At 51.0% G+C, this 20,672-nt stretch carries 14 protein-coding genes; 5 read left to right on the top strand and 9 right to left on the bottom strand.

From position 1 onward, the window contains the following. The first annotated feature begins 152 nt into the window (after positions 1-152). From rfbA to KM934_RS06550, 3 genes are all read left to right on the top strand, one after another. Entirely contained in the window at positions 153-1,031 is an 879-nt protein-coding gene (rfbA, locus tag KM934_RS06560) for a glucose-1-phosphate thymidylyltransferase RfbA (protein ID WP_215759828.1), read from the top strand. Between the two features lie 150 nt (positions 1,032-1,181). Next, the gene (locus KM934_RS06555) at positions 1,182-3,716 is read left to right on the top strand and encodes a GumC family protein (protein WP_215759827.1); all 2,535 of its coding nucleotides are present in this window, start codon (positions 1,182-1,184) and stop codon (positions 3,714-3,716) included. Positions 3,717-3,764: 48 nt separating this feature from the next. After that, positions 3,765-4,196 carry a BT0820 family HAD-type phosphatase gene (locus tag KM934_RS06550; protein WP_215759826.1) on the top strand — a complete coding sequence of 144 codons (432 nt, stop codon included), beginning with the start codon at positions 3,765-3,767 and terminating at the stop codon, positions 4,194-4,196. A gap of 174 nt (positions 4,197-4,370) precedes the next feature. Here the strand turns inward: KM934_RS06550 and KM934_RS06545 are convergent, their stop codons facing one another. The 8 genes from KM934_RS06545 to KM934_RS06510 form a co-directional block, all read right to left on the bottom strand. Further along, positions 4,371-5,720, bottom strand: coding sequence for an ATP-binding protein (locus tag KM934_RS06545; RefSeq protein ID WP_215759825.1), 1,350 nt, complete (start codon positions 5,718-5,720; stop codon positions 4,371-4,373). Between the two features lie 534 nt (positions 5,721-6,254). Further along, positions 6,255-7,817, bottom strand: a complete 1,563-nt coding sequence (locus KM934_RS06540; protein ID WP_215759824.1) for a Gfo/Idh/MocA family protein — start codon at positions 7,815-7,817, stop codon at positions 6,255-6,257. Between the two features lie 43 nt (positions 7,818-7,860). Next, positions 7,861-9,846, bottom strand: coding sequence for a beta-N-acetylhexosaminidase family protein (locus tag KM934_RS06535; RefSeq protein ID WP_215759823.1), 1,986 nt, complete (start codon positions 9,844-9,846; stop codon positions 7,861-7,863). A 416-nt stretch (positions 9,847-10,262) separates the two neighbouring features. Further along, complete coding sequence (locus tag KM934_RS06530) at positions 10,263-11,165, bottom strand: toll/interleukin-1 receptor domain-containing protein (protein WP_215759822.1); 903 nt, start codon at positions 11,163-11,165, stop codon at positions 10,263-10,265. 28 nt (positions 11,166-11,193) lie between these two features. Continuing rightward, positions 11,194-11,949: an HNH endonuclease gene (locus KM934_RS06525; RefSeq protein ID WP_215759821.1), complete on the bottom strand. Its 756-nt coding sequence runs from the start codon at positions 11,947-11,949 to the stop codon at positions 11,194-11,196. After that, positions 11,949-13,943 (bottom strand): DNA adenine methylase, encoded by a 1,995-nt coding sequence (locus KM934_RS06520; protein WP_215759820.1) that lies wholly within the window; start codon positions 13,941-13,943, stop codon positions 11,949-11,951. Before KM934_RS06520 ends, KM934_RS06525 begins: the two co-directional genes overlap by 1 nt. Then, positions 13,944-14,762 carry a TdeIII family type II restriction endonuclease gene (locus tag KM934_RS06515; RefSeq protein WP_215759819.1) on the bottom strand — a complete coding sequence of 273 codons (819 nt, stop codon included), beginning with the start codon at positions 14,760-14,762 and terminating at the stop codon, positions 13,944-13,946. Positions 14,763-14,766: 4 nt separating this feature from the next. Beyond that, positions 14,767-14,985, bottom strand: coding sequence for a helix-turn-helix domain-containing protein (locus KM934_RS06510; protein WP_215759818.1), 219 nt, complete (start codon positions 14,983-14,985; stop codon positions 14,767-14,769). A gap of 259 nt (positions 14,986-15,244) precedes the next feature. Here KM934_RS06510 and KM934_RS06505 point away from each other — a divergent pair, with 259 nt between their 5' ends. Continuing rightward, positions 15,245-16,549 carry an ATP-binding protein gene (locus KM934_RS06505; RefSeq protein ID WP_215759817.1) on the top strand — a complete coding sequence of 435 codons (1,305 nt, stop codon included), beginning with the start codon at positions 15,245-15,247 and terminating at the stop codon, positions 16,547-16,549. A gap of 469 nt (positions 16,550-17,018) precedes the next feature. Continuing rightward, positions 17,019-18,851: an SLC13 family permease gene (locus tag KM934_RS06500; protein ID WP_215759816.1), complete on the top strand. Its 1,833-nt coding sequence runs from the start codon at positions 17,019-17,021 to the stop codon at positions 18,849-18,851. A gap of 766 nt (positions 18,852-19,617) precedes the next feature. On the opposite strand, the gene KM934_RS06495 is transcribed toward KM934_RS06500, so the two are convergent. Next, positions 19,618-20,631: a PCMD domain-containing protein gene (locus KM934_RS06495; RefSeq protein ID WP_215759815.1), complete on the bottom strand. Its 1,014-nt coding sequence runs from the start codon at positions 20,629-20,631 to the stop codon at positions 19,618-19,620. Positions 20,632-20,672: the final 41 nt, after the last annotated feature.

Genomic DNA, 20,672 nt, shown 5'->3' with positions numbered 1-20,672 from the left:
TACATGATTGGTTGGGTGCAAAAATACAACATAATGATGAGAAAACAAAACATTTATTATCTTTTTATCTGTCAAATGGGTTCACAATCCAATTAAATATTGTATCTTTGCCGAAGAAATATAGGTACCCATATTTAGCTCATTTACAAGCAATGAAAGGAATTGTATTAGCGGGGGGAAGTGGAACCCGTCTTTATCCCATTACGAAGGGCGTGAGCAAGCAGCTCATCCCCATTTTCGACAAGCCCATGATCTACTATCCGGTGTCGGCCCTGATGTTGGCAGGCATCCGCGACATTCTCATCATCTCAACGCCTTACGACCTGCCGGGCTTCCGCCGCCTGCTGGGCGACGGCCATGAGCTGGGCGTGCATTTCGAGTATGCCGAGCAGCCCAGTCCCGATGGTTTGGCCCAGGCCTTCATCATCGGCAAGGAGTTTATCGGCGACGACAGCGTGTGTCTCGTGCTGGGCGACAACATTTTCTACGGATCAGGCTTCACAGGCATGCTGCGCCAGTGCGTGGCCGAGGCTGAGCAGAACGGCAAGGCCACCGTGTTTGGCTATTGGGTGAACGACCCCGAGCGCTACGGCGTGGCCGAGTTCGACAGCGAGGGCAACTGCCTGAGCATCGAGGAGAAGCCCGAGCATCCCAAGAGCAACTACGCCGTGGTGGGACTCTACTTCTACCCCAACAGCGTGGTTGACATCGCCAGCCACATCAAGCCCAGCCCACGCGGTGAGCTTGAGATCACCACAGTCAACCAGGAATACCTGCAGCAGGGCGCCCTGAAGGTGAAGACCCTGCCGCGCGGATTCGCATGGCTCGACACCGGCACCCACGACAGCCTGTCGGAGGCCAGCACCTTCATCGAGGTCATCGAGAAGCGCCAGGGCCTGAAGGTGGCCTGCCTGGAGGAGATCGCCTTCAAGCAGGGATGGATCAGTCGCGAGGAGCTGCGCCAAACGGCGAAGCCCATGGCGAAGAACAATTACGGACAATACCTGCTGCGGTTGGCCGACGAGGGCTAACCCCACATTCCCACACCGCTCGCCGACGGCCCCACACCAGTCATTGGCGGGCGACGGGTGGTTTCTCTTAGTAAGCACAACCCTGTCGCCCCGACGACAAGCGGCGACAAGGAGGATAACAACGACAAATAATTGGATAAAACAAATAATATGGAAGAAAACAAAACCGTGGAAGTGGCACAGGTTGCCACGCCAGAGGAAGAATCATCTGCCATCAACTTTGGGTTGATCTACCGCACGCTGGTACTCAACTGGAAATGGTTCGTCCTTTCGGTCATCATCTGCCTCGGCTTGGCTTTCGTTTACCTGCGCTATGCCACACCGGTGTATCAGGCCTACGCCAAGTTGCTCATCAAGGACAACGACCAGCAGTCGGGCAGCAACCGCACGTCGGCCCTGCTCAACTCGCAGACGCTCGGTCTGATCTCCAACTCTACCGGTATCGACAACGAGATGGAGATCCTCACGTCGCACTCGCTCGCCGAGCAGGCCGTGAGAGACCTCAAGCTTTACACCACCTACTATTCGGTGGGTAAGGTGAAGGCCAACCTAATGTACAAAGACCAATACATCAGCGTCGACATGGACCCCGCTCACCTGGAGCACCTCAACGCGCCCGTGAGCCTCGAGATCCAGCGCATGGGCAACAAGTATCACGTCAAGGGCTCCTACTATGTTCCCGTCAACGAGAACTCCGCCGACGGCCCCTACGAGATCGACAAGACCATCAGCCAGCTGCCCGCCACCATCGGCACGAAGGCCGGCATACTGAGCTTCACCAACAACAGCGTGGTGCCCATGGTCGACGGCTCGAAGATGAAGGTGGTGATGCTCTCACCCAAGCAGGCCTCATATAAATATGTAGGCGCGCTCTCCGTGTCGCAGACCAGCAAGACCACAACCATCGCCCAGCTCACCCTGAAGGACGAGGACCCGCAGCGCGCCGTCGACTACCTGCAGCAGTTGGCCATCTGCTATAACCGCCAGGCCAACGAGGACAAGAACGAGATCGCCATGCGCACCGAGGAGTTTATCAACGGCCGTCTGGAGAAGATCAACGCCGAGCTCGGCAACACCGAGGGCGCCCTGGAGAACTACAAGCGCCGCAACAACATGGTGGAGCTGAAGATGAACGCCGGACAGGCCGTGACCAACGCCGACCAGTATGCCCAGCGCCTCTCCGAGGCCAACACACAGGTGGCCTTGCTCGACGAGATGCGCTCATACATCAACAACCCCTCCAACAAATACCAGCCGCTGCCCTCTAACGTAGGACTGTCCGACCAGAGCTCTACCACGCTCATCAACAGCTACAACGAACTGGTGCAGCGCCGCAACTTGTTGCTGCAGAGCGCCAGCGAGACATCGCCCTCCGTTCTGCCGCTCACACAGCAGCTCGACGACCTCGACCGCGCCATCAAGCGCGCCCTCAACCAGGCTCGCCGCAGCATGGACATCCAGCGCAACTCCGTGGCCTCACAGTACGGCAAGTACCAGGGCCAGGTGGGCGAGACGCCCGAGCAGGAGCGCATGCTGACACAGATTGGTCGCCAGCAGGAGGTGAAGTCGGGCCTGTACCTCATGTTGCTGCAGAAGCGCGAGGAGAACTCCATCTCGCTCGCCGCCACGGCCGACAAGGGTAAGCTCATCGACCAGCCCGCCTCGGGCGGCCGCGTAAGCCCCAAGAAGCCGGTCATCATGGTCATGGCGCTCGTCATAGCGCTGGCCATCCCTGCCGTCGTTCTGATGCTCATCCAGTTCTTCCGCTATAAGATCGAAGGTCACGACGATGTGGCTCGCCTCACCACCCTGCCCATCCTCGCCGATGTGGCCGTGGCATCCGAGACCGCCAAGACCAAGGCCGACATCGTGGTGCACGAGAACAAGAACAACCAGATGGAGGAGATCTTCCGCTCCATGCGCACCAACCTGCAGTTTATGATGACCGAGAACGAGAAGGTCATCATGTTCACGTCGTCAACCTCGGGTGAGGGTAAGACGTTCAACGCCGCCAACCTCGCCGTGTCGTTCGCCCTGCTGGGCAAGAAGGTGCTGCTCGTGGGTCTCGACATCCGTAAGCCGCGCTTGGCCGAACTGCTTGAGATCGACGACAAGCAGCATGGCATCACCAGCCTCCTGGTGAAGGACCATCCCACGTGGGAGGACATTGAGGCACAGACGCTCTCATCGGGCATCAACAACAACCTCAATGTGCTCATGGCCGGCGTCATTCCGCCGAACCCCGCTGAGCTCGTGGCACGCAAGAGCCTCGACGACATCTTCGTGGAGCTGCGCAAGCACTACGACTACATCATCGTCGACACCGCCCCTGTGGGTCTGGTGACCGATACGCTGCAGATTGGCCGCATCGCCGACGCCACCGTCTACGTTTGCCGCGCCGACTACACGCCGAAGGAGAGCTTCGACATGATCAACGGCCTGAGCAACGAGCGCAAGTTGCCTAAGATGAGCATCGTCATCAACGGCATCGACATGTCGAAGAAGAAGTATGGCTACTATTACGGCTACGGCAAGTATGGCCACTACGGACGCTACGGCCGCTATGGCGCTTACGGCAAGTATGGCAAGTATGGTTCTTACGGCTCGTATGGCCACTATGGCACCTACGGCAATTACGCCAACAGCCACTACGGCGACAAGAACGACACATCCGTGAAGCGCTAAGGCGCAGGTCATGAGTGGGAAACCAGAAATCAACCAAAACGACAACACATGACCATCGCCATCGACTTTGACGGAACCATTGTGGAGGACCGCTACCCCGCCATCGGGCCGGAGCGGCCCTTCGCCACCGAGACCCTGCGCATGCTCATCAAGGATCGCCACCAGCTCATCCTCTGGACGGTGCGCGAGGGCGACAAGCTGCAGGAGGCCATCGACTGGTGCCGCGAGCGCGGCGTGGAGTTTTGGGCCGTGAACCGCGACTACCCCGAGGAGGAGATCGACAAGAACAACCACTTCAGCCGTAAGATCAAAGCCGACTATTTCATCGACGACCGAGGCATAGCCGGCCTGCCCGACTGGGGACAGATTTACCAGATCCTGCACGACCACAAAACCTACACCCAGCTGCTGCGCGAAAGCATGGGGCAATCGTCCGCCGACGAGCGCCCACGCAAGCGCCACTGGTGGCAGATAGGCTAACACCAACAGGCAACCCGGCCAGCAACCCTATAAGGCACACGGCATGGGACTTTACCACATAACCGAAGGGAGGCAAACCGCATTCATCGCGATTTGCCTCCCTTTGTTGTATCGTTCATGCAAAAGATTTACTATTGCATGAACGATTATTGCAGAGTTTTTTGGTACCAACATCTATAATAGACTCGCCATAAACAGAGGAAGATACACAACTCCATCTTTAACTTCAACATCTGCAGGATGAAGTACATACGATTCGGCAAGCATCGGAGCAAACTTAGTTCTCAACTTGTTTAATGATGTTATCGTATAACTATTAGAAGATTTAACTTCTATAGGGGATATGTTATGGCGATTTGTTATAACAGGTTTAGAAACCAAGAAGTCTATCTCCATTCTATCTTCTGCACTATATTTAGAATTATTAGAATAGAAAAACAATTCATGCCCTGATGCTTTTAACATCTGCGCCACAACATTCTCTACCAACATACCTTCATTAACCTCAAGTTTACCTAAAGCTAATTTCAGATAAAGCTCATTTCCCATAATAGTCTTAAGATTAAAAGCATGACTTATCAAAAGACCTGTATCAGCCATATAGCACTTCAACGTTGTTCGTTCCTCATTCATTCTCAAACCAATATCTGGAGCTGTAGAGTTGTAACAGATATTCACCACTCTTGACTCAGCTAACCAAAAGAATGAAGATTCATATTCACGATAACGCGCCTTATCGCTAATTGATGCCAAGCGGAATTTCTTTTCATGCCTACTCAAAGCAGATGGTATCTCATCAAAAATAGCCTTTACCTTAATTTCGTTGCCGACAGCATATTTCTCAATATCAGCCTTATAGAGTGAAAGGATATTACGCTTCACCATATCGACCTTCATAAAATCATTGGTTTCTACATATTCCGCTACAGCTTGTGGCATTCCTCCAACTATCATATAATGCCTAAAATGGCTCATAGCCTTACGATGTAGAGGACCAAGCTTTTGCTTCTTTTCAAAGCACATACGCATAAATGGCATTAGCTGCTCATCTCCTACAGCCCAAAGAAATTCTTCAAAATCCATAGGAAACATATTAATACGATGTTCTTCCGACGGAATAACAATATCTTTCACATTCCTATTGATGCTTACCAGAGAACCTGTCTCTATATAATCATAACGCCCATCTTTTACCAAATATTTAATAGCTGCACGCGCCTTAGGATAAAGCTGAACCTCATCAAATACAATAAGCGTATCTCGATGATATAACGTGACATTATAATACAAAGCAAGATAGCTGAAGAATACATCTAAATTCCCCAGATACTTATTAAAGATTTCTATCAAGTTATCATCTGCATTATTGAAATCTACCAAAATATATGACTTATATTCATTCTTGGCAAATTCTTCAACAATATAGCTTTTACCTATTCGACGAGCTCCATCTATCATTAAAGCAGACTTTCCTTGAGCATTCTGCTTCCACAGAAGCATCTCGTTATAGATTTTCCTCTTCATGATTATTCCTTACATTAATAATGAACAACAATAGTTCTTATCACGTTTTCGAACACGCAAAACACTCTAATTATCACGTTTTCGAGTATGCGAAGCATCCCCATTATCACGTTTTCGAGCATGCGAAGCATCCCCATTATCACGTTTTCGAGTTCTAATACAATACAAAGGTACAAGGAAAAGGGGTATGTTGCATGATGTAAGCGCATATTTTAGGCAAGATTAACAAGTATGAATACCAAGTAAGTAGTTATAAAATCAAGTAGGAGGAAAACGAAATAGTTTTCTTCCTACTTTCGTTTTCCGACCTCTTACACCACCGTGCATGTGGCTCAGCATACGGCAGAAACGATTGGAATGAAGATGCCATGCGGCAAAACAACATATCGGCGGCAGAGCCCTCGAAAGGAGGGCATCTGCCGCCGATGGCGTTACAGTGACAAACGGCTTAAGTGTGGGCCTTGGGCTGTTTACCGTGGACCTCAGCGCCAATTAGCATGAGCGCCGGAGGCCGTTTGTCGCGTTATGTCGCTATTACTTCTTAGCAACCTTCTTGTTCTTGGCGTTCTTCTTGTCGTACTTCTTCCAAGCCTTCTCAGCGGTAGCCTTGAGCTTCACGGTAAACTCGTGGTTGGCGGCCTCCTGAGCAGCCTCCTCCTCAGGTGAGGCGAAAGCATGGCGGTAGCCCTTCTGGTCGTTCCAGTGGCCACGGGTGAAATCGGGAACCTCAACGCCAATGCAGTTGTTGTCCATAGAGATAGAACCGAGCTCGGCCAGCGAGCACCACTCAGCGAGGTCGTAAACATCCATGTCGAGGGGCAGACCGTGCTGGAGGCAGTAGATCAAGCGCGAGTCCATGATGAAGTCCATACCACCATGACCGCCGACCTTCTTGGCCATCTCGGTGTACTTGGTGACGATGGGGCTCTGATACTTGGCGTAGAGCTTCTTCATGTCGGCGTCGTTGAGGAAAGCCTCACCGTTGTAGTAGTTGGTCTTGGTGTCGATGCCCGCCTTCTTAAGGCTCTCGTTGTCGAGTGCGATGCCCTCCACGGGATACTTGTTCGACACACCGTGTGTGCCCACGAGGTGGAACATACGGCTGTAGGGCTGGGGAGTCATCACGTCGTGCACGATCTGGATGACCTTACCCTGCTCCGTGCGAATCATGGTGTTGGTGAGGTCGCCCTGGCGGAAGTTGTCCACCTTATGTCCGAGGCGCTTCTCAGCCTTCTTCACACCGGCGAAGCTCTTGGTGTCCATGGCAGTGAGGATGGTGAAACGGTCGCCACGGTGAATGTTCATGCACTGAGCCACAGGGCCGAGGCCGTGAGTGGCATAAACATCGCCACGATACTTCATGTTATAGTCGAGACGCCATCCGAGCTTGTCGTTCGCGTCGCGCTTCCAGTAAGCATCCCAGAAAGGATCGAGGTCGTGGCGATAAGCGCCCTGACCGAAGATCACCTCACCGAAGAGGCCCTTCTGAGCCAGGTTCAATGAGTTGAGCTCGAAGAAGTCGTAGCAGCAGTTCTCGAGCATCATGCAGTGCACGCGCTTCTGCTCGCTGAGGTTGATGAGCTGCCAGATCTCGTCGAGGTTCATGGCCGACGGCACCTCTATGGCCACGTGCTTGCCATGCTCCATGGCATACTTAGCCACGGGGAAGTGGTGCTCCCAGTCTACGGCGATGTAGATGAGGTCCACATCGGGGCGCTCGCAGAGAGCCTTGTAGCCGTCCTCGCCGCTATAGAGCGTTGCGGGGGGCAGACCAGCCTGGCGCAGCTGCTCGTTGGAAGCCTCGGCGCGAGCCTGCTCGTGGTCGCACAGACCCATGATCTGCACACCCTCCTGATAAACCCAACGGCGAACGGCCTCATGACCACGCATGCCCAAACCCACGAAGCCCACGCGGAGCACATTGATCTTGGGAGTGGTGAGATTGAGCGCATCTTTCTGACCAGCGGGGCGCTCAGGCACCTTCGTCACAATGACGCCATTCTTCACCTCGTAAGGCCAGTTGAACTGAGCCACTGCCGTTGCAGGCAGCAGCATGACGGCGCAGAGAGCCGCCATGAATGTTTTTTTAATATTCATATTGGTATTATAAATAGGTAATAATAAAATGCTTTTTAACTGGTTATTTCTCGGCCTGCTCGTGGTTGTGCTCACACACCCCAACGCGCTCGGCGGCCACCAGTTGGTCTACGAAGGGGCGGAGCAGCTTGGCGGCGGGCTCAGCCACACGCTTCGAGAGCTTGATGTCGTTGCCCATGCCGTTGAGCACCGAGAACTGATACTTCGGGCTCTTGTCGAGCTGTGCGGCCTGCTGGCGCGCCTGCTGGCGCTGAGCGTCGGTGGCGTCGGGACTCACGAGCGTCTTCACGATGGCGCACATGTCGCCCACCTTCTCCACGTAGGGTTGCAGCTCATGCCAGAGCAGACGGTCCGACTCGTTCTCCGACTGTCCCATCTCGGCCAGCGTCTTGGCATCGGCCTGGAGGCTCTCGAGCTCGTCGATGAGGGCCTTCACACCCTTGCGGCAGTGGGGTTTGCCCTTCCACTGGCGGATGCAGTCGGCCAGACGGGTGTTGGTGTCGTAGTGGCGGGTGAGGGGCAACAGGCGGAAAGCGGCCTTGGCGCGCTCGCCGAAGATGGCCTTGAGCGATGCCATCCATGAGGCGTCGTTGTCGAAGGCGGCACGGTGCCAAGCGTAGTCGGCAATGCTGTAGAGTGCTATCTTACTGATCTCGCCCTGCTGCATGGGGTTGCTGATGAGCGTGTTGACCCCCTTGAGGTCGGGCACGAGCGTAGCGTGGCGGTCGATGTGTGCCTCATCGTCGAAGTTGCGATAGGTGTCGAGCGGGAAGATCTTGTTCATGTCGTTGTCGTTGCAGGGGTAGTTCCACCACCATGCCACGTCGCGACCGAGCCATGAGCTCACCAGCTTGGGATCCTCCGAGTTGGGCACGGTCCACACGGCACGGCCCGTGATGTAGATGCACACCTTCTTCGGCGTGCTGCTGAGCGAGTTGAAGAAGCGCTCGCCCTGCTGGCGGTTGACCCACGAGAAGGCGTAGAGCTGGGGCACGAAGTGGAGGGGCTTCACCGTGTCGGCGGCGAGGGCCTTTCGACCGTTCCACTCCTTGTCGATCATCTGCTGCAACTGTGTGAGACGGTTGGCGTTGAGGGCCAGCACGGCTGAGTCGGAAGGCACGCCTACATCATCCACGAACACACCAAACTGGCGCACGCCGAGCTTGTGCATGAGGCGCAGCTTGCCCATGATGCGGTCGAGCACATTCTCCTGGCTCTTGTCGGTGAACGCCTGTCCCGGGTGAATGGCCCAGATGAAGTTTACCTTGGTGCGGTGTGCCACGTCGGTAAGCTGGCGCATCATGCCCTCGGTGAGCATACCCACCTCCTGCTGCTCCGGAGTGATGGTCTCGGGATAAGGCTTGTCCCAGTATTGTGAGTGGTAGGGGTCGCTCTTGGCGCCATACATGTATGTGTTCATCTTGTAGCGTGCCATGAAGCGGAAGAGGTCTGCCGTCACCTCTTTAGAATAGGGCACACCATAATAGCCCTCGATGACGCCACGATACTGCGTGTCGGCATAGTCGTAGATGTCAACGCAGCTGAGCTTTCCGCCCTGTGCCTGGTCGAGCATCTGCTCGAGCGACGCCAGTCCGCAGAACACGGCGTCGGTCGACTCGCCGAGGATCAGCACCTCAGCGGCATTGCCCTCCTGGCGCACGGTGAGCGCGTGGCGGTCATACTTAGGCTGCTTGAACACGTCGCGCTTCAGGCCCAGGCGCTGTGCCTCGCGGTCGGCGAGGTCCTTGCTGCCGTTCACGCCGAGGTAGAGCACGTTGGCGCCCTTCTTGGCCTTACGTGTCACCACAGGCGTCAGTCCGTGCTCGGTGAGCACCTCCTTGGCACGGTCGATGGTGTAGCCGTCGATGCCTGCACCTGCAACCACGTTCACATGTCCGGCAAGCGTAGCCACGCCCTGCAGACGTTCTTGCTGCTGCGGCACGGGACGGATGTCATAAACATTGTCTGCCACAGCCACAGCCGACAACAGACAGAAAACGATTCCCAGAATTGTTTTGCGGAATGTCATGTTATTTAGGTTAGATTGAAAATGTTCAGTTACGAGGTAGCCGATGGGTTGGCGACTTTGGCGCTATTGGCCTTGTTGCGCGCCGCCAAAACCTGATGCAAAGTTACGAATTATTTGCCGAACGGAATAGGGTTCTCGCTGTTTTTTTCAAAGAATTAAGAATTAAACGCCCATTCTGCCGCTTTTCGCAATAGGGCGTTTTTACACGCAACGAGCAGCAGGGCGACCGAGTTTTGGCTGGCCCTGTAGGGCAAGGAAGAGACAAGCGTGTCCTTACGGCTCGCATTTGCTATTTTTTATGACAAAAACACATCAGATTATCCTCCACAACTAATTTTCTCGGAAGACAATCTGATATTTGGCTGTCTTTAGGAAATATAAAGTGGGAATAAGCTGAATATCCCTATGTAAGATGATTATTCAAAATCTTTTCCAGTATAAATTTTATAATCAAATCCCACGTAGTTATTTTGGTCGTTTCCTGTAAGTCTTATACTAACCACTTTTATTGCTGCGAAATGATGGTAATGGTTTTCCAAGACAAACACTTGTCCAATGTTAACTGCACGTGCTCTCGAACTAAAGTCAAATTCAGGAATCTCCGGAATTGTCGGAAATCGATTATATTTGGAATTGAAGCCAAGTCGCTTTACGTGGTCTCTGTAGCAATGTATTGACCTATAATTTGCTGTAGTCCACATTGTGCCAAATGCGTATTCTCCAGCACCAATAGTAAATTTCCCGTCATTTGATGAATAGTCAAACTCAACGTGACCATTTAATGCATGATTTACATAATTTATTTTGTCAAGTTCGATGGTCATCGCTATCGAATTCGATAAAGATGTTGTATCAAACGGATTTTTACCTAAAGCTGGTTTTGCTTTTAAGTCCTCATCGTATATACGCTCCAATAATTGTCTATATTTCGCAAAGTATTCATCATCAGAGGTAAAGTCAAGGTACATTATGCCTTTTAAGAAATGTGGGACTTCTTTGTCCTTATTATTTCTAATTACAGGAATTATTAAGTCACGATTTCCTCCGTAGATCATATCGGACGAAAGAATACGCTTCTCGTATCCAGCTCCTGATATTCCTGAATTTGCTTTCTCAACGTAATTTAATGAACAAATGATAAGAACCATATTAGACTTGCTTAAGCCATTCTCCATGAAAAAAGGCAAGTCGTCCCCTAAACGCAAGTCCCACTGGTCAAAAATAACATCTACACCATGAGAGCGAAGGTGCCCAGCGAGCTTTGCTACCCAAGCGGAATGCTCTTCAGTATCATGTGAGTATGAAATAAATAGTTTCATGTCTATATTCGATTATTTTTTTAATAAATCAACAATGATGTATTCTTGCAAGCTCATCCTTGAAATCAGGAATAAGAGCAGCAGTTATCTTATTGCGATGTATCACACGATGACAGTTTGGACATACCGGCAAAAGATTGGTAAGCGCATCATCTATTGTTTGGGTAATGCTAACACCTGCATATTGGAAGATAGGCTTCATATGATGGATTTCTATGCAGGGTGTACCATAGGTTTCGCCATAATACGACTTAAACTCAAATCCACAACAATCACAAGAGATAGTTCCATTATGAGAAAAGTGCTCTATGGCCACTTGACGAAGTCTCTGAGAACGTTGTGCTGTTTTGGAGACTGATATTGTTACTTCTCCTTCAGACACTATTTCATTGTATGGTAGAATGGTGCTTTTCTTTGTCTTTACAATTCTGCCAAGAGAATACTTTACATCGTCATAATCAAATCCAGATGCCAACAAGTATTTGATGTTTTCATCGTTATCTTCCACGAATTTGGCGCCTGTATTTGTTATTGTATAACCGCTTCCATTGTATGTTGCGTAACCATATCTTTCGAATGTGTCATGGCTCTTTAAGTTTCTGACTTTCTGAGAAAAATATGTATCGTTTCTTCCATCCAATATCTCTGCGTCACGACCTTCCGGTTTCATTAGATTGGTAAGTAAATCAATTAACGAAGAAGTGTCGATACTCCCTCCATTTCTTTTCATGAGATAGAGAGCTGGCAGTATTAGTTCTGTCTCTGATATACGTTGGTTGCCCATTAGTAATTGGTTATTAGAAGATGAGTTACTTTCTTGTCATTTCTGTTCATGAAACTAACAAGATACTCCTTATCGAAAGTCCTGATATTGATACCTTCCTTGTTGTAGAGACCATAAATAAAGTCCGTATTCTTTATTATCATCATCCACTTTGCACGGCACTCATTAATCATATAGTTAGCAAGTCGTTCTTGATCAGCCTTCGTAAATGCATTTTGGGCATAGGTGCTGAACTCACTATCATATGGAGGATCCAAGAACACAAAATCTTCCTCTGTCGGATTTGTCGTTCTTAAGAACTCTTCGAAATCGAGGTTGTAAATCTTTGTATCTGCAAAATGCTTTAGCAGGGGCTTGGAACGATAATAACTCAATTTCTTCGCCATGAGTTTACTATTGTAGGCAATTCCTCCGTAGGGAACATTAAATTCACCCTTGCTGCTATATCTAAACATGCCACTATAAGCATAATTACGCATGAAGAAGAATAGGGCACAGTGCAATGTGGGGGCACTGTCAGCTATACTTTTATCATTGTATAGGTAGCGGTAGTTCATATAGACTGCGCTCTTAATCGCAGTTTCTATATTGTCATCCAAGTCTTTTTCTGGAAGTAGATGCTTCTCTATTTCCAATTCTCGCATGCGTGTCATCTTCCGGAAAAGGTTGGTTTCCATCTCCTTCATGATAATCGAAGGCAAAGAACCGATCTCTTTACCTAAAATGTCTAAAATTTCGTCTTTCTTACTTGCACAGAATTCATGGACGAACTTTTTGAGTTCCTCTTTCGTAATTCTCTCTTCTCGATATTCAAGATATTTGTCAACAAGAATATGATTATCACGGAAGAACTTGACGCAATTCTCCCATGATTTATCCATTAGTTCTGCATACCAGAAGAAATTTTCATTCGATGATGCAATGTAATTATATAAAGAAATCAATTCAGACGAGAAGTCATTAACAAAATACTCTTTAGCAGTCATCGCCATAAACACGGAACCACCACCAACAAAAGGTTCTAAGTATCTTTTGAATGCAGGGATGTTCGGAAGGATATATTTTAGCTCTTTCTCCTTTCCTCCAGGCCATTTCAATAACGGTTGAAGTCCTGTCGCTGTATTCTGACATACAATTGCCATTTTTTCTCCTGGATGGAAAAATTCATCCAGTTCAAAAAGAGTGGTTTGGTATGCGACATTCGAGTCACATACCTTCATTGAATTATCATCTTCAGGTAAATTATATGTTTGTGGCATATTAGTTTGATTATCGTTTACCGCTAACGTGTCCTCAATTCGTTTTTTTGCTGCAACGAAATAAGCTTCGTCAAGTTCAACACCGATAAAACGTCTTTCCAATTCCAACGCAGCCACACCCGTAGAGCCGACTCCCATGAATGGGTCAAAGATAATATCATCTTTGTTAGATGCTATCTCTATCATCTTCTTCAATATAGATACCGGCTTCTGAGCAGGGTGCTTTGGATCTTTTAATCGTTCTGGAGGCATGCATATTGGGCTTTGAATAAAATTGTGCATTTCTGCCTGTGAAATAAAATTCCATGCATGTTTCTTATTCCAACATGTAAATATCATTTCACAACTATTCAAAAAGCCAGCCTTAAAAATCTTTGGCGCAGGATTCGTCTTGTGCCATATCATGAAGTTTGATGTATCAAACCTATGGTCAAGGCAATTATACCACCTACCGAGTTGATTATAAGAAGTAAAAATGAAAAGGTTTCCTGTAGGCTTCAAAATACGGATGAACTCATCAGCCCATTCTTCTGGGTTGAAGTCAATCTTATCCCATTCCGCCACATCATTATTCATAGCAGACCTACCCGGCAATGGTATGTTGCCAGTTGAGTGCTGCCCCAAATTATATGGTGGGTCTGTCAGAATGAAGTCAATAGAATTATCCGGGATACGTTTGATTATATCTCGACTATCGGCTCGCAGAACACATTTACGCCAATTTGGATCTTTCATTTACTCGTTGGGAAGGTATGCATCCTTTATTTCATCAAGTGCTTCATTGATATAGTGGGCATTCTTCTTGTATTCGTCAATAACGATGTCATATCCACGTTCTGACTTACATACAAGGTTCCAAAAATCCTTACTGATGCAAAGTTCGTCATCAGAGAAGAATTGACGAACACGTCCCTGCGTCCAAGGTTTGCCCTCACCATAGCGGTTATAAGCTGTTGCAAACAGAATCTTCACCTTGTCTTCTGATCCGAGTTGATTGGTAAGAATACAATACTGTTCCAAAAGAGCCTCCTTCTCAGAACGAGCCTTCTTGTTGTCGAGGTCTCCACCAATTTTAAGCTCAATAAGATAGTGCATGCCAGTCTCTGTGTCAACAAGATAGTAGTCGCTCTCGTGACGCTTTGTATGTGCAGCACCTCTCTTTAATGAAATACCTTGATAGTCTGCAGCTTTCGGAGTATGTCTTCCTTCTTTTCTCTTATATTGTTCAAGAAGTTCAGCAATAAAATCGGTTTGCTCGTTGTACAAAGTTCCTTCCACATGTTGGCTCACTTCATAGTTCAATACAGCTATGCTTATAGCCATACTTTCAAGCATATTGCCCAAAGAGCTATCAAGCGAACGTGCCAAGGCAGAGTAATACTGAATCTCTGGTCCGAGGGCTGCAATGAAGACGTTGTGTATCTTCATGTTAATCACTCCATTTTCGTCATCTACTTCTGCAAGATGACGAGTTGAAAAACCATTTGCGTAAGATTTTACGGCACTGCTGACAATGCTACGGATGGCTCTTTCCTTGTCGATAATATCAGGCATGGGATTATATTTTGTTTTGTTTGTTATCAGATGCTGTTAGAAGTTCTCTCTTGTCTACACCAAGGAGATTAGCAATTTTCTCCAAAGTATATAAGTCTGGTTGTGTAGAATTGCTACACCATTTGCTAACTGTGCAGGTAGATTTGCCCAATTCATGAGCTAACCACTTGCCAGTCTTTTCCTGCTCAACAAGCACTACTTTGAGTCTATTTAGGTTCGCCATGATCTACAACAGATTTAATTTGGGTGCAAATTTATAAAATATAAATGAAAATCATGCATTTTAATCCGGGGAACTTCTTTATGCAGCTCAAATTTAAGTGTGGGCTTTGCAATCACCCCAAACGTAAAACATCCCATATTCCCAAAAAGAAAATGCGGCTTTTGCTTGCCCATTCGTTAGGAAAAGTGTACCTTTGGCATGTTATTCGTCAGAAAAAGTGTGTCAAGTAGGCGATTATTCGTCAGGAAAAGTGTGAGCCATGGATAGAAGCATCTACAATCAACTGTTAGCTTGGAAGAATCGCAAAGGGCGTAAGCCGCTGATCCTCAACGGTGCGCGACAGGTAGGAAAGACCTATGTTCTTCAGCAATTTGGTAAAAACGAATATCAGAAGCTGGCCTTCTTCAGTCTCGACCGCAACGCCAAGGCCGTCGAGGTGTTTGAGAAAGGCGGCAGCACCGCTGATATGCTGATGGCGCTCTCGGCCATTAGCCAGACCGACATCACCCCCAACGACACCCTCGTGGTGCTCGACGAGATTCAGGATTGCCCGAAGGCACTCGAAGCCCTGAAGTTTTTTTGTGAGGATGCGCCCCACATCCACATCATCGTGGCGGGCTCGCTGCTGGGGTTGTCACTCCACAGCGGCGTGTCGTATCCGGTGGGCAAGGTGGAGGAACTGCGCCTCTACCCGATGAATTTCATCGAGTTTCTGCAGGCCATGGACAAACCACAGTTGGTTGGTCTCCTCGAAAAGGGCAACTGGAACGTCATCCGCCTGCTCGAAACCGAACTGATCGGTTTGTTGCGACAATATTATTATGTGGGCGGAATGCCCGCCGCCGTGCTCGCCCATGTGCAACAAAAGGGCTTGCAAGAGGTGCGCACCATCCAAAAGCAGATCATCCAAGACTATCGGCGCGACTTCTCCAAGCACGCCCCTGAGCGCGAGGTGCCTCGCATCAACATGGTGTGGGACAGCATACCCGCCCAACTGGCCAAGGAGAACAAGAAGTTTGTTTATAGGGCGGTGAAGAAAAGTGGCAGGGCGGCCGAGTTTGAACAGGCCATCCAGTGGCTCATCGACGCAGGTCTGGCCTATAAGGTGCAGCGCGTCAACACCCCTCGCCTACCGTTCAAGTTTTATGAGGAACTCAACGCCTTCAAACTCTTCATGCTCGATGTGGGTCTGATGGGCGCCATGGCCGACACGTCGGCCGAGGCGATGCTTGTGGGCGACGGTGTGTTCGCGGAATACAAGGGCGCCTTCACGGAGCTCTATGTGTTTACCCAACTGAAGAGCATGGGCCAATCGCTCTATTATCATGCGACAGACAACTCCACGATCGAGATCGACTTCCTCACACAGTGGCGCAACCGCGTGGTGCCCATCGAGGTAAAGGCCGAGGTGAACGTCAAGTCAAAATCGCTACGGACGTTCATCGGCAACCATCCGGAGCTGAAGGGGCTCCGCTACTCCATGATGCCCTACGAAGCCCACGACTGGATGGTCAACGTGCCGCTCTACGCCTGTCTGGCGCCCTTCGAAACGATTGACCTATAGGCCGACGAGCCAAGGGGGGCACGGAAATATTGCGACAAAAAGGTGAAATCTATAGCAGAATCTACATTGTTTTATTTCACTGCCCCCCTACTCGCGTCCAAATACGCCATTCTCAGCGCATTTTCGCAATCGCTTCTCATTCAGCCACTTACAAACAGGAAGGCTCCTTCCACGCTCCACCGTTCAAATGCCACGCCACGAAACATGCCTTTTCGCCTCCCGATACCTAAGCTATCGAGCCTCCGAAGGTAAGCTATCGGGCCTCGACAAGCCACGTTTCGCACCTCGAAAGAGGACCTATCGCAAAGCCAACTTTGCAGGCGGGGCGCTCGGCAGGTGTGAAAGGCCACGTTTAACAACTTTTAGGGAGCCTGCGACCGCTTTTCGGGCGTCGCGCCAAACGCCATTTGCGATTTTATTTGTAAATTTGTGGATTATCATCTTATTTCACAAATTCACCTAATATTCTATGATTGCAACCCTCATCATCCTCGCCCTCTCGGCAGTGTTCTTCGCCATGGGCAAAGTGCGCTCCGACCTCGTCGCCTTGTGCGCCCTCGTCGCCCTTCTGCTCACTGGAACGCTCACCCCGCAGGAAGCCATATCGGGTTTCTCCAACCAGGTGGTCATCATGATGGTGGGACTGTTTGTGGTGGGTGGCGCCATCGTGCAGACGGGCCTGGCCAAGAAGGCGTCGGGTAAGCTCATGATGCTGGCCGGCGACAACGAGATTGGCCTCTTCCTGCTGCTCATGGTGGTGACGGCGGTTATCGGCGCCTTCGTGAGCAACACGGGCACGGTGGCCCTGATGATGCCCATCGTGGTGAGCCTGGCGCAGAAAGCCAAAATCCGCGCCAGCCGACTGCTCATGCCCCTGGCCTTCGCCAGCAGCATGGGAGGCATGCTCACGCTCATCGGTACGCCACCCAACCTTGTCATCCAGGAGGCGCTCACCGAGAGCGGGCACCAACCGCTGGGCTTCTTCAGCTTCCTGCCCGTAGGCCTGGTGTGCATCGTGGTGGGCATTGTGGTGCTGCTGCCGCTCAGCAAGCGGTTTCTCAACGGCCGACAGCGGGGCGACGACGACGGCAAGGCACGACGCAGGAAGACGCTCGACGACCTGCTGGAGGAGTATAGCCTGAAAGACGACCTCTCGGTGTTTACCGTGACCGACGCCTCACTGGTGAAGGACAAGAGCATCGTGGAGCTCGACGTGCAGCGCCGCTACGGCCTGTCGGTGCTCGAGGTGCGCCGCGTGAAGAAAACCCACGCCAAACTGATGAAGGAGGTGGAGCAGCGGCTCGCCGGCCCCGACACGCGCCTCATGGTGGGCGACATTGTGTATGTGAGCGGAAACAAGCAGCAGGCGGAGCAAATGGCCGCCGACATGCAGCTCAACAAGACGAGCCAGCCCTTGGCGTTCTACGATATTGGCATTGCCGAGGCGGTGCTCATGCACAACTCGCGCCTCTGCGGCAAGACGCTGCGCGATGGCGGATTGCGCCGACTCTACAGCGTGAACGTGCTGGGCGTGCGCCGCGGCGACGACTACATCACACGCAACCTGGCCGACCTGAAACTGCGGCAGGGCGACATCCTGCTCATCCAGGGCAAATGGAAAAACATTTCGCGCATAGCCAACCTCGCCGAGGGCATCCTCGTCATGGGACAACCGCTGGAGGAGGCCGCCCGCGTAACGCTCGACTACAAGGCGCCGCTGGCCGCAGCCATCATGGTGGCCATGATTCTCACGATGGTGTTCGACTTCATCCCTGTGGCGCCCGTCACGGCGGTCATCACCGCCGGGTTGCTCATGGTGCTCACGGGCTGCATACGCTCGGTGGAGGCCGCCTACAAAACCATCAACTGGGAGAGCATCGTGCTCATCGCCGCCATGCTGCCCATGTCGGTGGCGCTCGAGAAGACGGGCGCCTCGGCCCTCGTGGCCCGCATGTTGGCCGACGGCCTGGGACAGGCCAGCCCCTACGCGTTGCTGGCGGGTGTTTACTTCACCACGTCGCTCCTTACGTTGTTTATCAGCAATACCGCCACGGCGGTGCTCATGTCGCCCATCGCCCTCACGTCGGCCATGGCCATCGGCGTGAGTCCCTACCCCATGCTCTTCGCCGTGACGCTGGGCGCCAGCATGTGCTTCGCCTCGCCGTTCTCCACACCGCCCAACGCGCTGGTGATGCAAGCCGGCGGCTACACCTTTATGGATTACATCAAGGTGGGCCTGCCCCTGCAGATCATCATGGGCCTGGTAATGGTGTTTGTGCTGCCCCTGCTCTTCCCGTTCTAAGGGCGGCGGCTCACATCGCGCCCACTATACTTAATTGTTATGAGGCGCAGAGCTGATGTACCTCATCTTCTAATGGAGACTGTGAGAAGTACCCTTGTAATGTAGATGCAGTAACCAGTCCACGCAGTACGCGCGAACTGTTATCACTGTCCTTTCATTACAATAGAAGTTTCTCACATTTCCATTAGCAAGTCGAGCATAACGCTTCGTTTTTTATCCTATATGTCTTGTACCTCTTTCGAGAATACGGTGCTATATATGAAAAAGTTGGCATATTCGGTGTCCTTATAGCAAATTCTTGATGGAAATCTTGCATAATTTAGGAAAAAGCATTAAATTCGCACCCGAAATGAAGAGAGATTTTCGGATAAGTCAATCCGAATCAAACGATAACAGAACCCGTCGGCATCCCGTAGATCTGCCGGCGGGTCACTTTTTTTATAGACAGCAATGAGCAATCAGAAGCCACGTACGATAGAGGAACAAATCAGACTACTCCGTTCAAGAGGAATGCAGTTCAGCAACGAAGAGTATGCGAAGGAATGTCTTGCGCATATCAGCTACTTCCGTCTCAAATACTATTGGACGGATATGATTGATGAACATTGACCAGCAAATCAAAGCAGAATGCAGAATTGAGAATGGTCTCTTATTCGTAACCCGATTTTTATCCTATTTTACGAAATAAAGCCCATCAAGCCCTTGTGCCAAAGAGGCATAGCGGGCTTGATGGGCTTTATGAACGGAGCCTATTGGGGGCGGCATCCTAATACGCCATTCTCACATTATCTATCCACAGCGTGTTGCCCACCGATCCGATGTAGGCGCCGCCGTGGCTCGAGTCGAACTGCAAGATGAGGTGCGTGGGGGTGTCGTCGGCGTGGGCCCATCCCACCTCCTTCACCGGAACCATCTTGCCCTTGGAGTTCTTGGCCCACTTGGTGTCGTCGCCGCTGAGCAGTGCCATGTAGGGCTTGTAGAACGATTGGTGGCTGATGTCGCCATAGTGGATGGGGAACGAGGCGTTCTCCACCCATCCGTTGGTGGTCTTGGCAAAGCGCACCACCATGGTGCCCACACGCTTGGCGTAGAGGTTGCCCTTGGCGTCCTCCCACCGTTTCTGCAAGAGGCAGATGCAGTCGCACATGTCGATGCCGGCCACCGTCTTCACCTTGCTGAAGCCGGTCTCCTTGATGCGGTTGGGGTGGCCCGAGAGCTTCACCTTATAGTCGAACACCAGCGCCTTGGGCCTGCCCGTGAAGCGCATGCCCACATTGAGCTTGGCCATGGGGTTGGAGGTGGAGGTGATGGGCTCGAGCATCTGTCCGAGATAGATGCTTCCGGCGGCCAGCACCTTGATGTTGACGATGCCCAGCACCTTGCACGTCTCGATATGGGTTACGAGCTTGGCGCAATAGCCGTGGCCCGGGTGGGTGTCGCGGTAGACCGACTGGTTGGTCTTGGTGATGCCCGACACGCGCGCCATGACGTTCGACGTGCCCCAGGGCGACCCGCCCCAGTTCACATAGGGCGCGTTTTGTTTCCACGTCTTCGTGGGCGCTATCTCATGGAGCGTCTTCAGCTGTCCGCCGATGATGGCGCTCTCCTTCACCTGGCGGGTCACCCATTGGTTCATGTCGCCATACTTGATAAGTAGGGTCTTCGAATGTTGCGTCTCGTCGGGCGCCACTTGGCAGACGCCCTTGTCGCAGCGACTGCTGGCCTCAGCCAACACGGCCATGCCCATCATGAGGGTGGCCAAGATAATTGTTTTCCTCATATTCTGTTTTCCTTTAGCTTTCATAAAAAAATCCGATATCG

This window comes from Hallella faecis (genome assembly GCF_018789675.1).
Lineage (GTDB): Bacteria > Bacteroidota > Bacteroidia > Bacteroidales > Bacteroidaceae > Prevotella > Prevotella faecis.
Note: the sequence above shows the minus strand (reverse complement) of the source record. Positions and strands in the feature narration are given on the sequence as shown.

Coding starts and splice junctions, on each gene's coding strand:
- rfbA (WP_215759828.1), top strand. CDS start 153: ATGAAAGGAATTGTATTAGCGGGGGGAAGTGGAACCCGTCTTTATCCC.
- KM934_RS06555 (WP_215759827.1), top strand. CDS start 1,182: ATGGAAGAAAACAAAACCGTGGAAGTGGCACAGGTTGCCACGCCAGAG.
- KM934_RS06550 (WP_215759826.1), top strand. CDS start 3,765: ATGACCATCGCCATCGACTTTGACGGAACCATTGTGGAGGACCGCTAC.
- KM934_RS06545 (WP_215759825.1), bottom strand. CDS start 5,720: ATGAAGAGGAAAATCTATAACGAGATGCTTCTGTGGAAGCAGAATGCT.
- KM934_RS06540 (WP_215759824.1), bottom strand. CDS start 7,817: ATGAATATTAAAAAAACATTCATGGCGGCTCTCTGCGCCGTCATGCTG.
- KM934_RS06535 (WP_215759823.1), bottom strand. CDS start 9,846: ATGACATTCCGCAAAACAATTCTGGGAATCGTTTTCTGTCTGTTGTCG.
- KM934_RS06530 (WP_215759822.1), bottom strand. CDS start 11,165: ATGAAACTATTTATTTCATACTCACATGATACTGAAGAGCATTCCGCT.
- KM934_RS06525 (WP_215759821.1), bottom strand. CDS start 11,949: ATGGGCAACCAACGTATATCAGAGACAGAACTAATACTGCCAGCTCTC.
- KM934_RS06520 (WP_215759820.1), bottom strand. CDS start 13,943: ATGAAAGATCCAAATTGGCGTAAATGTGTTCTGCGAGCCGATAGTCGA.
- KM934_RS06515 (WP_215759819.1), bottom strand. CDS start 14,762: ATGCCTGATATTATCGACAAGGAAAGAGCCATCCGTAGCATTGTCAGC.
- KM934_RS06510 (WP_215759818.1), bottom strand. CDS start 14,985: ATGGCGAACCTAAATAGACTCAAAGTAGTGCTTGTTGAGCAGGAAAAG.
- KM934_RS06505 (WP_215759817.1), top strand. CDS start 15,245: ATGGATAGAAGCATCTACAATCAACTGTTAGCTTGGAAGAATCGCAAA.
- KM934_RS06500 (WP_215759816.1), top strand. CDS start 17,019: ATGATTGCAACCCTCATCATCCTCGCCCTCTCGGCAGTGTTCTTCGCC.
- KM934_RS06495 (WP_215759815.1), bottom strand. CDS start 20,631: ATGAGGAAAACAATTATCTTGGCCACCCTCATGATGGGCATGGCCGTG.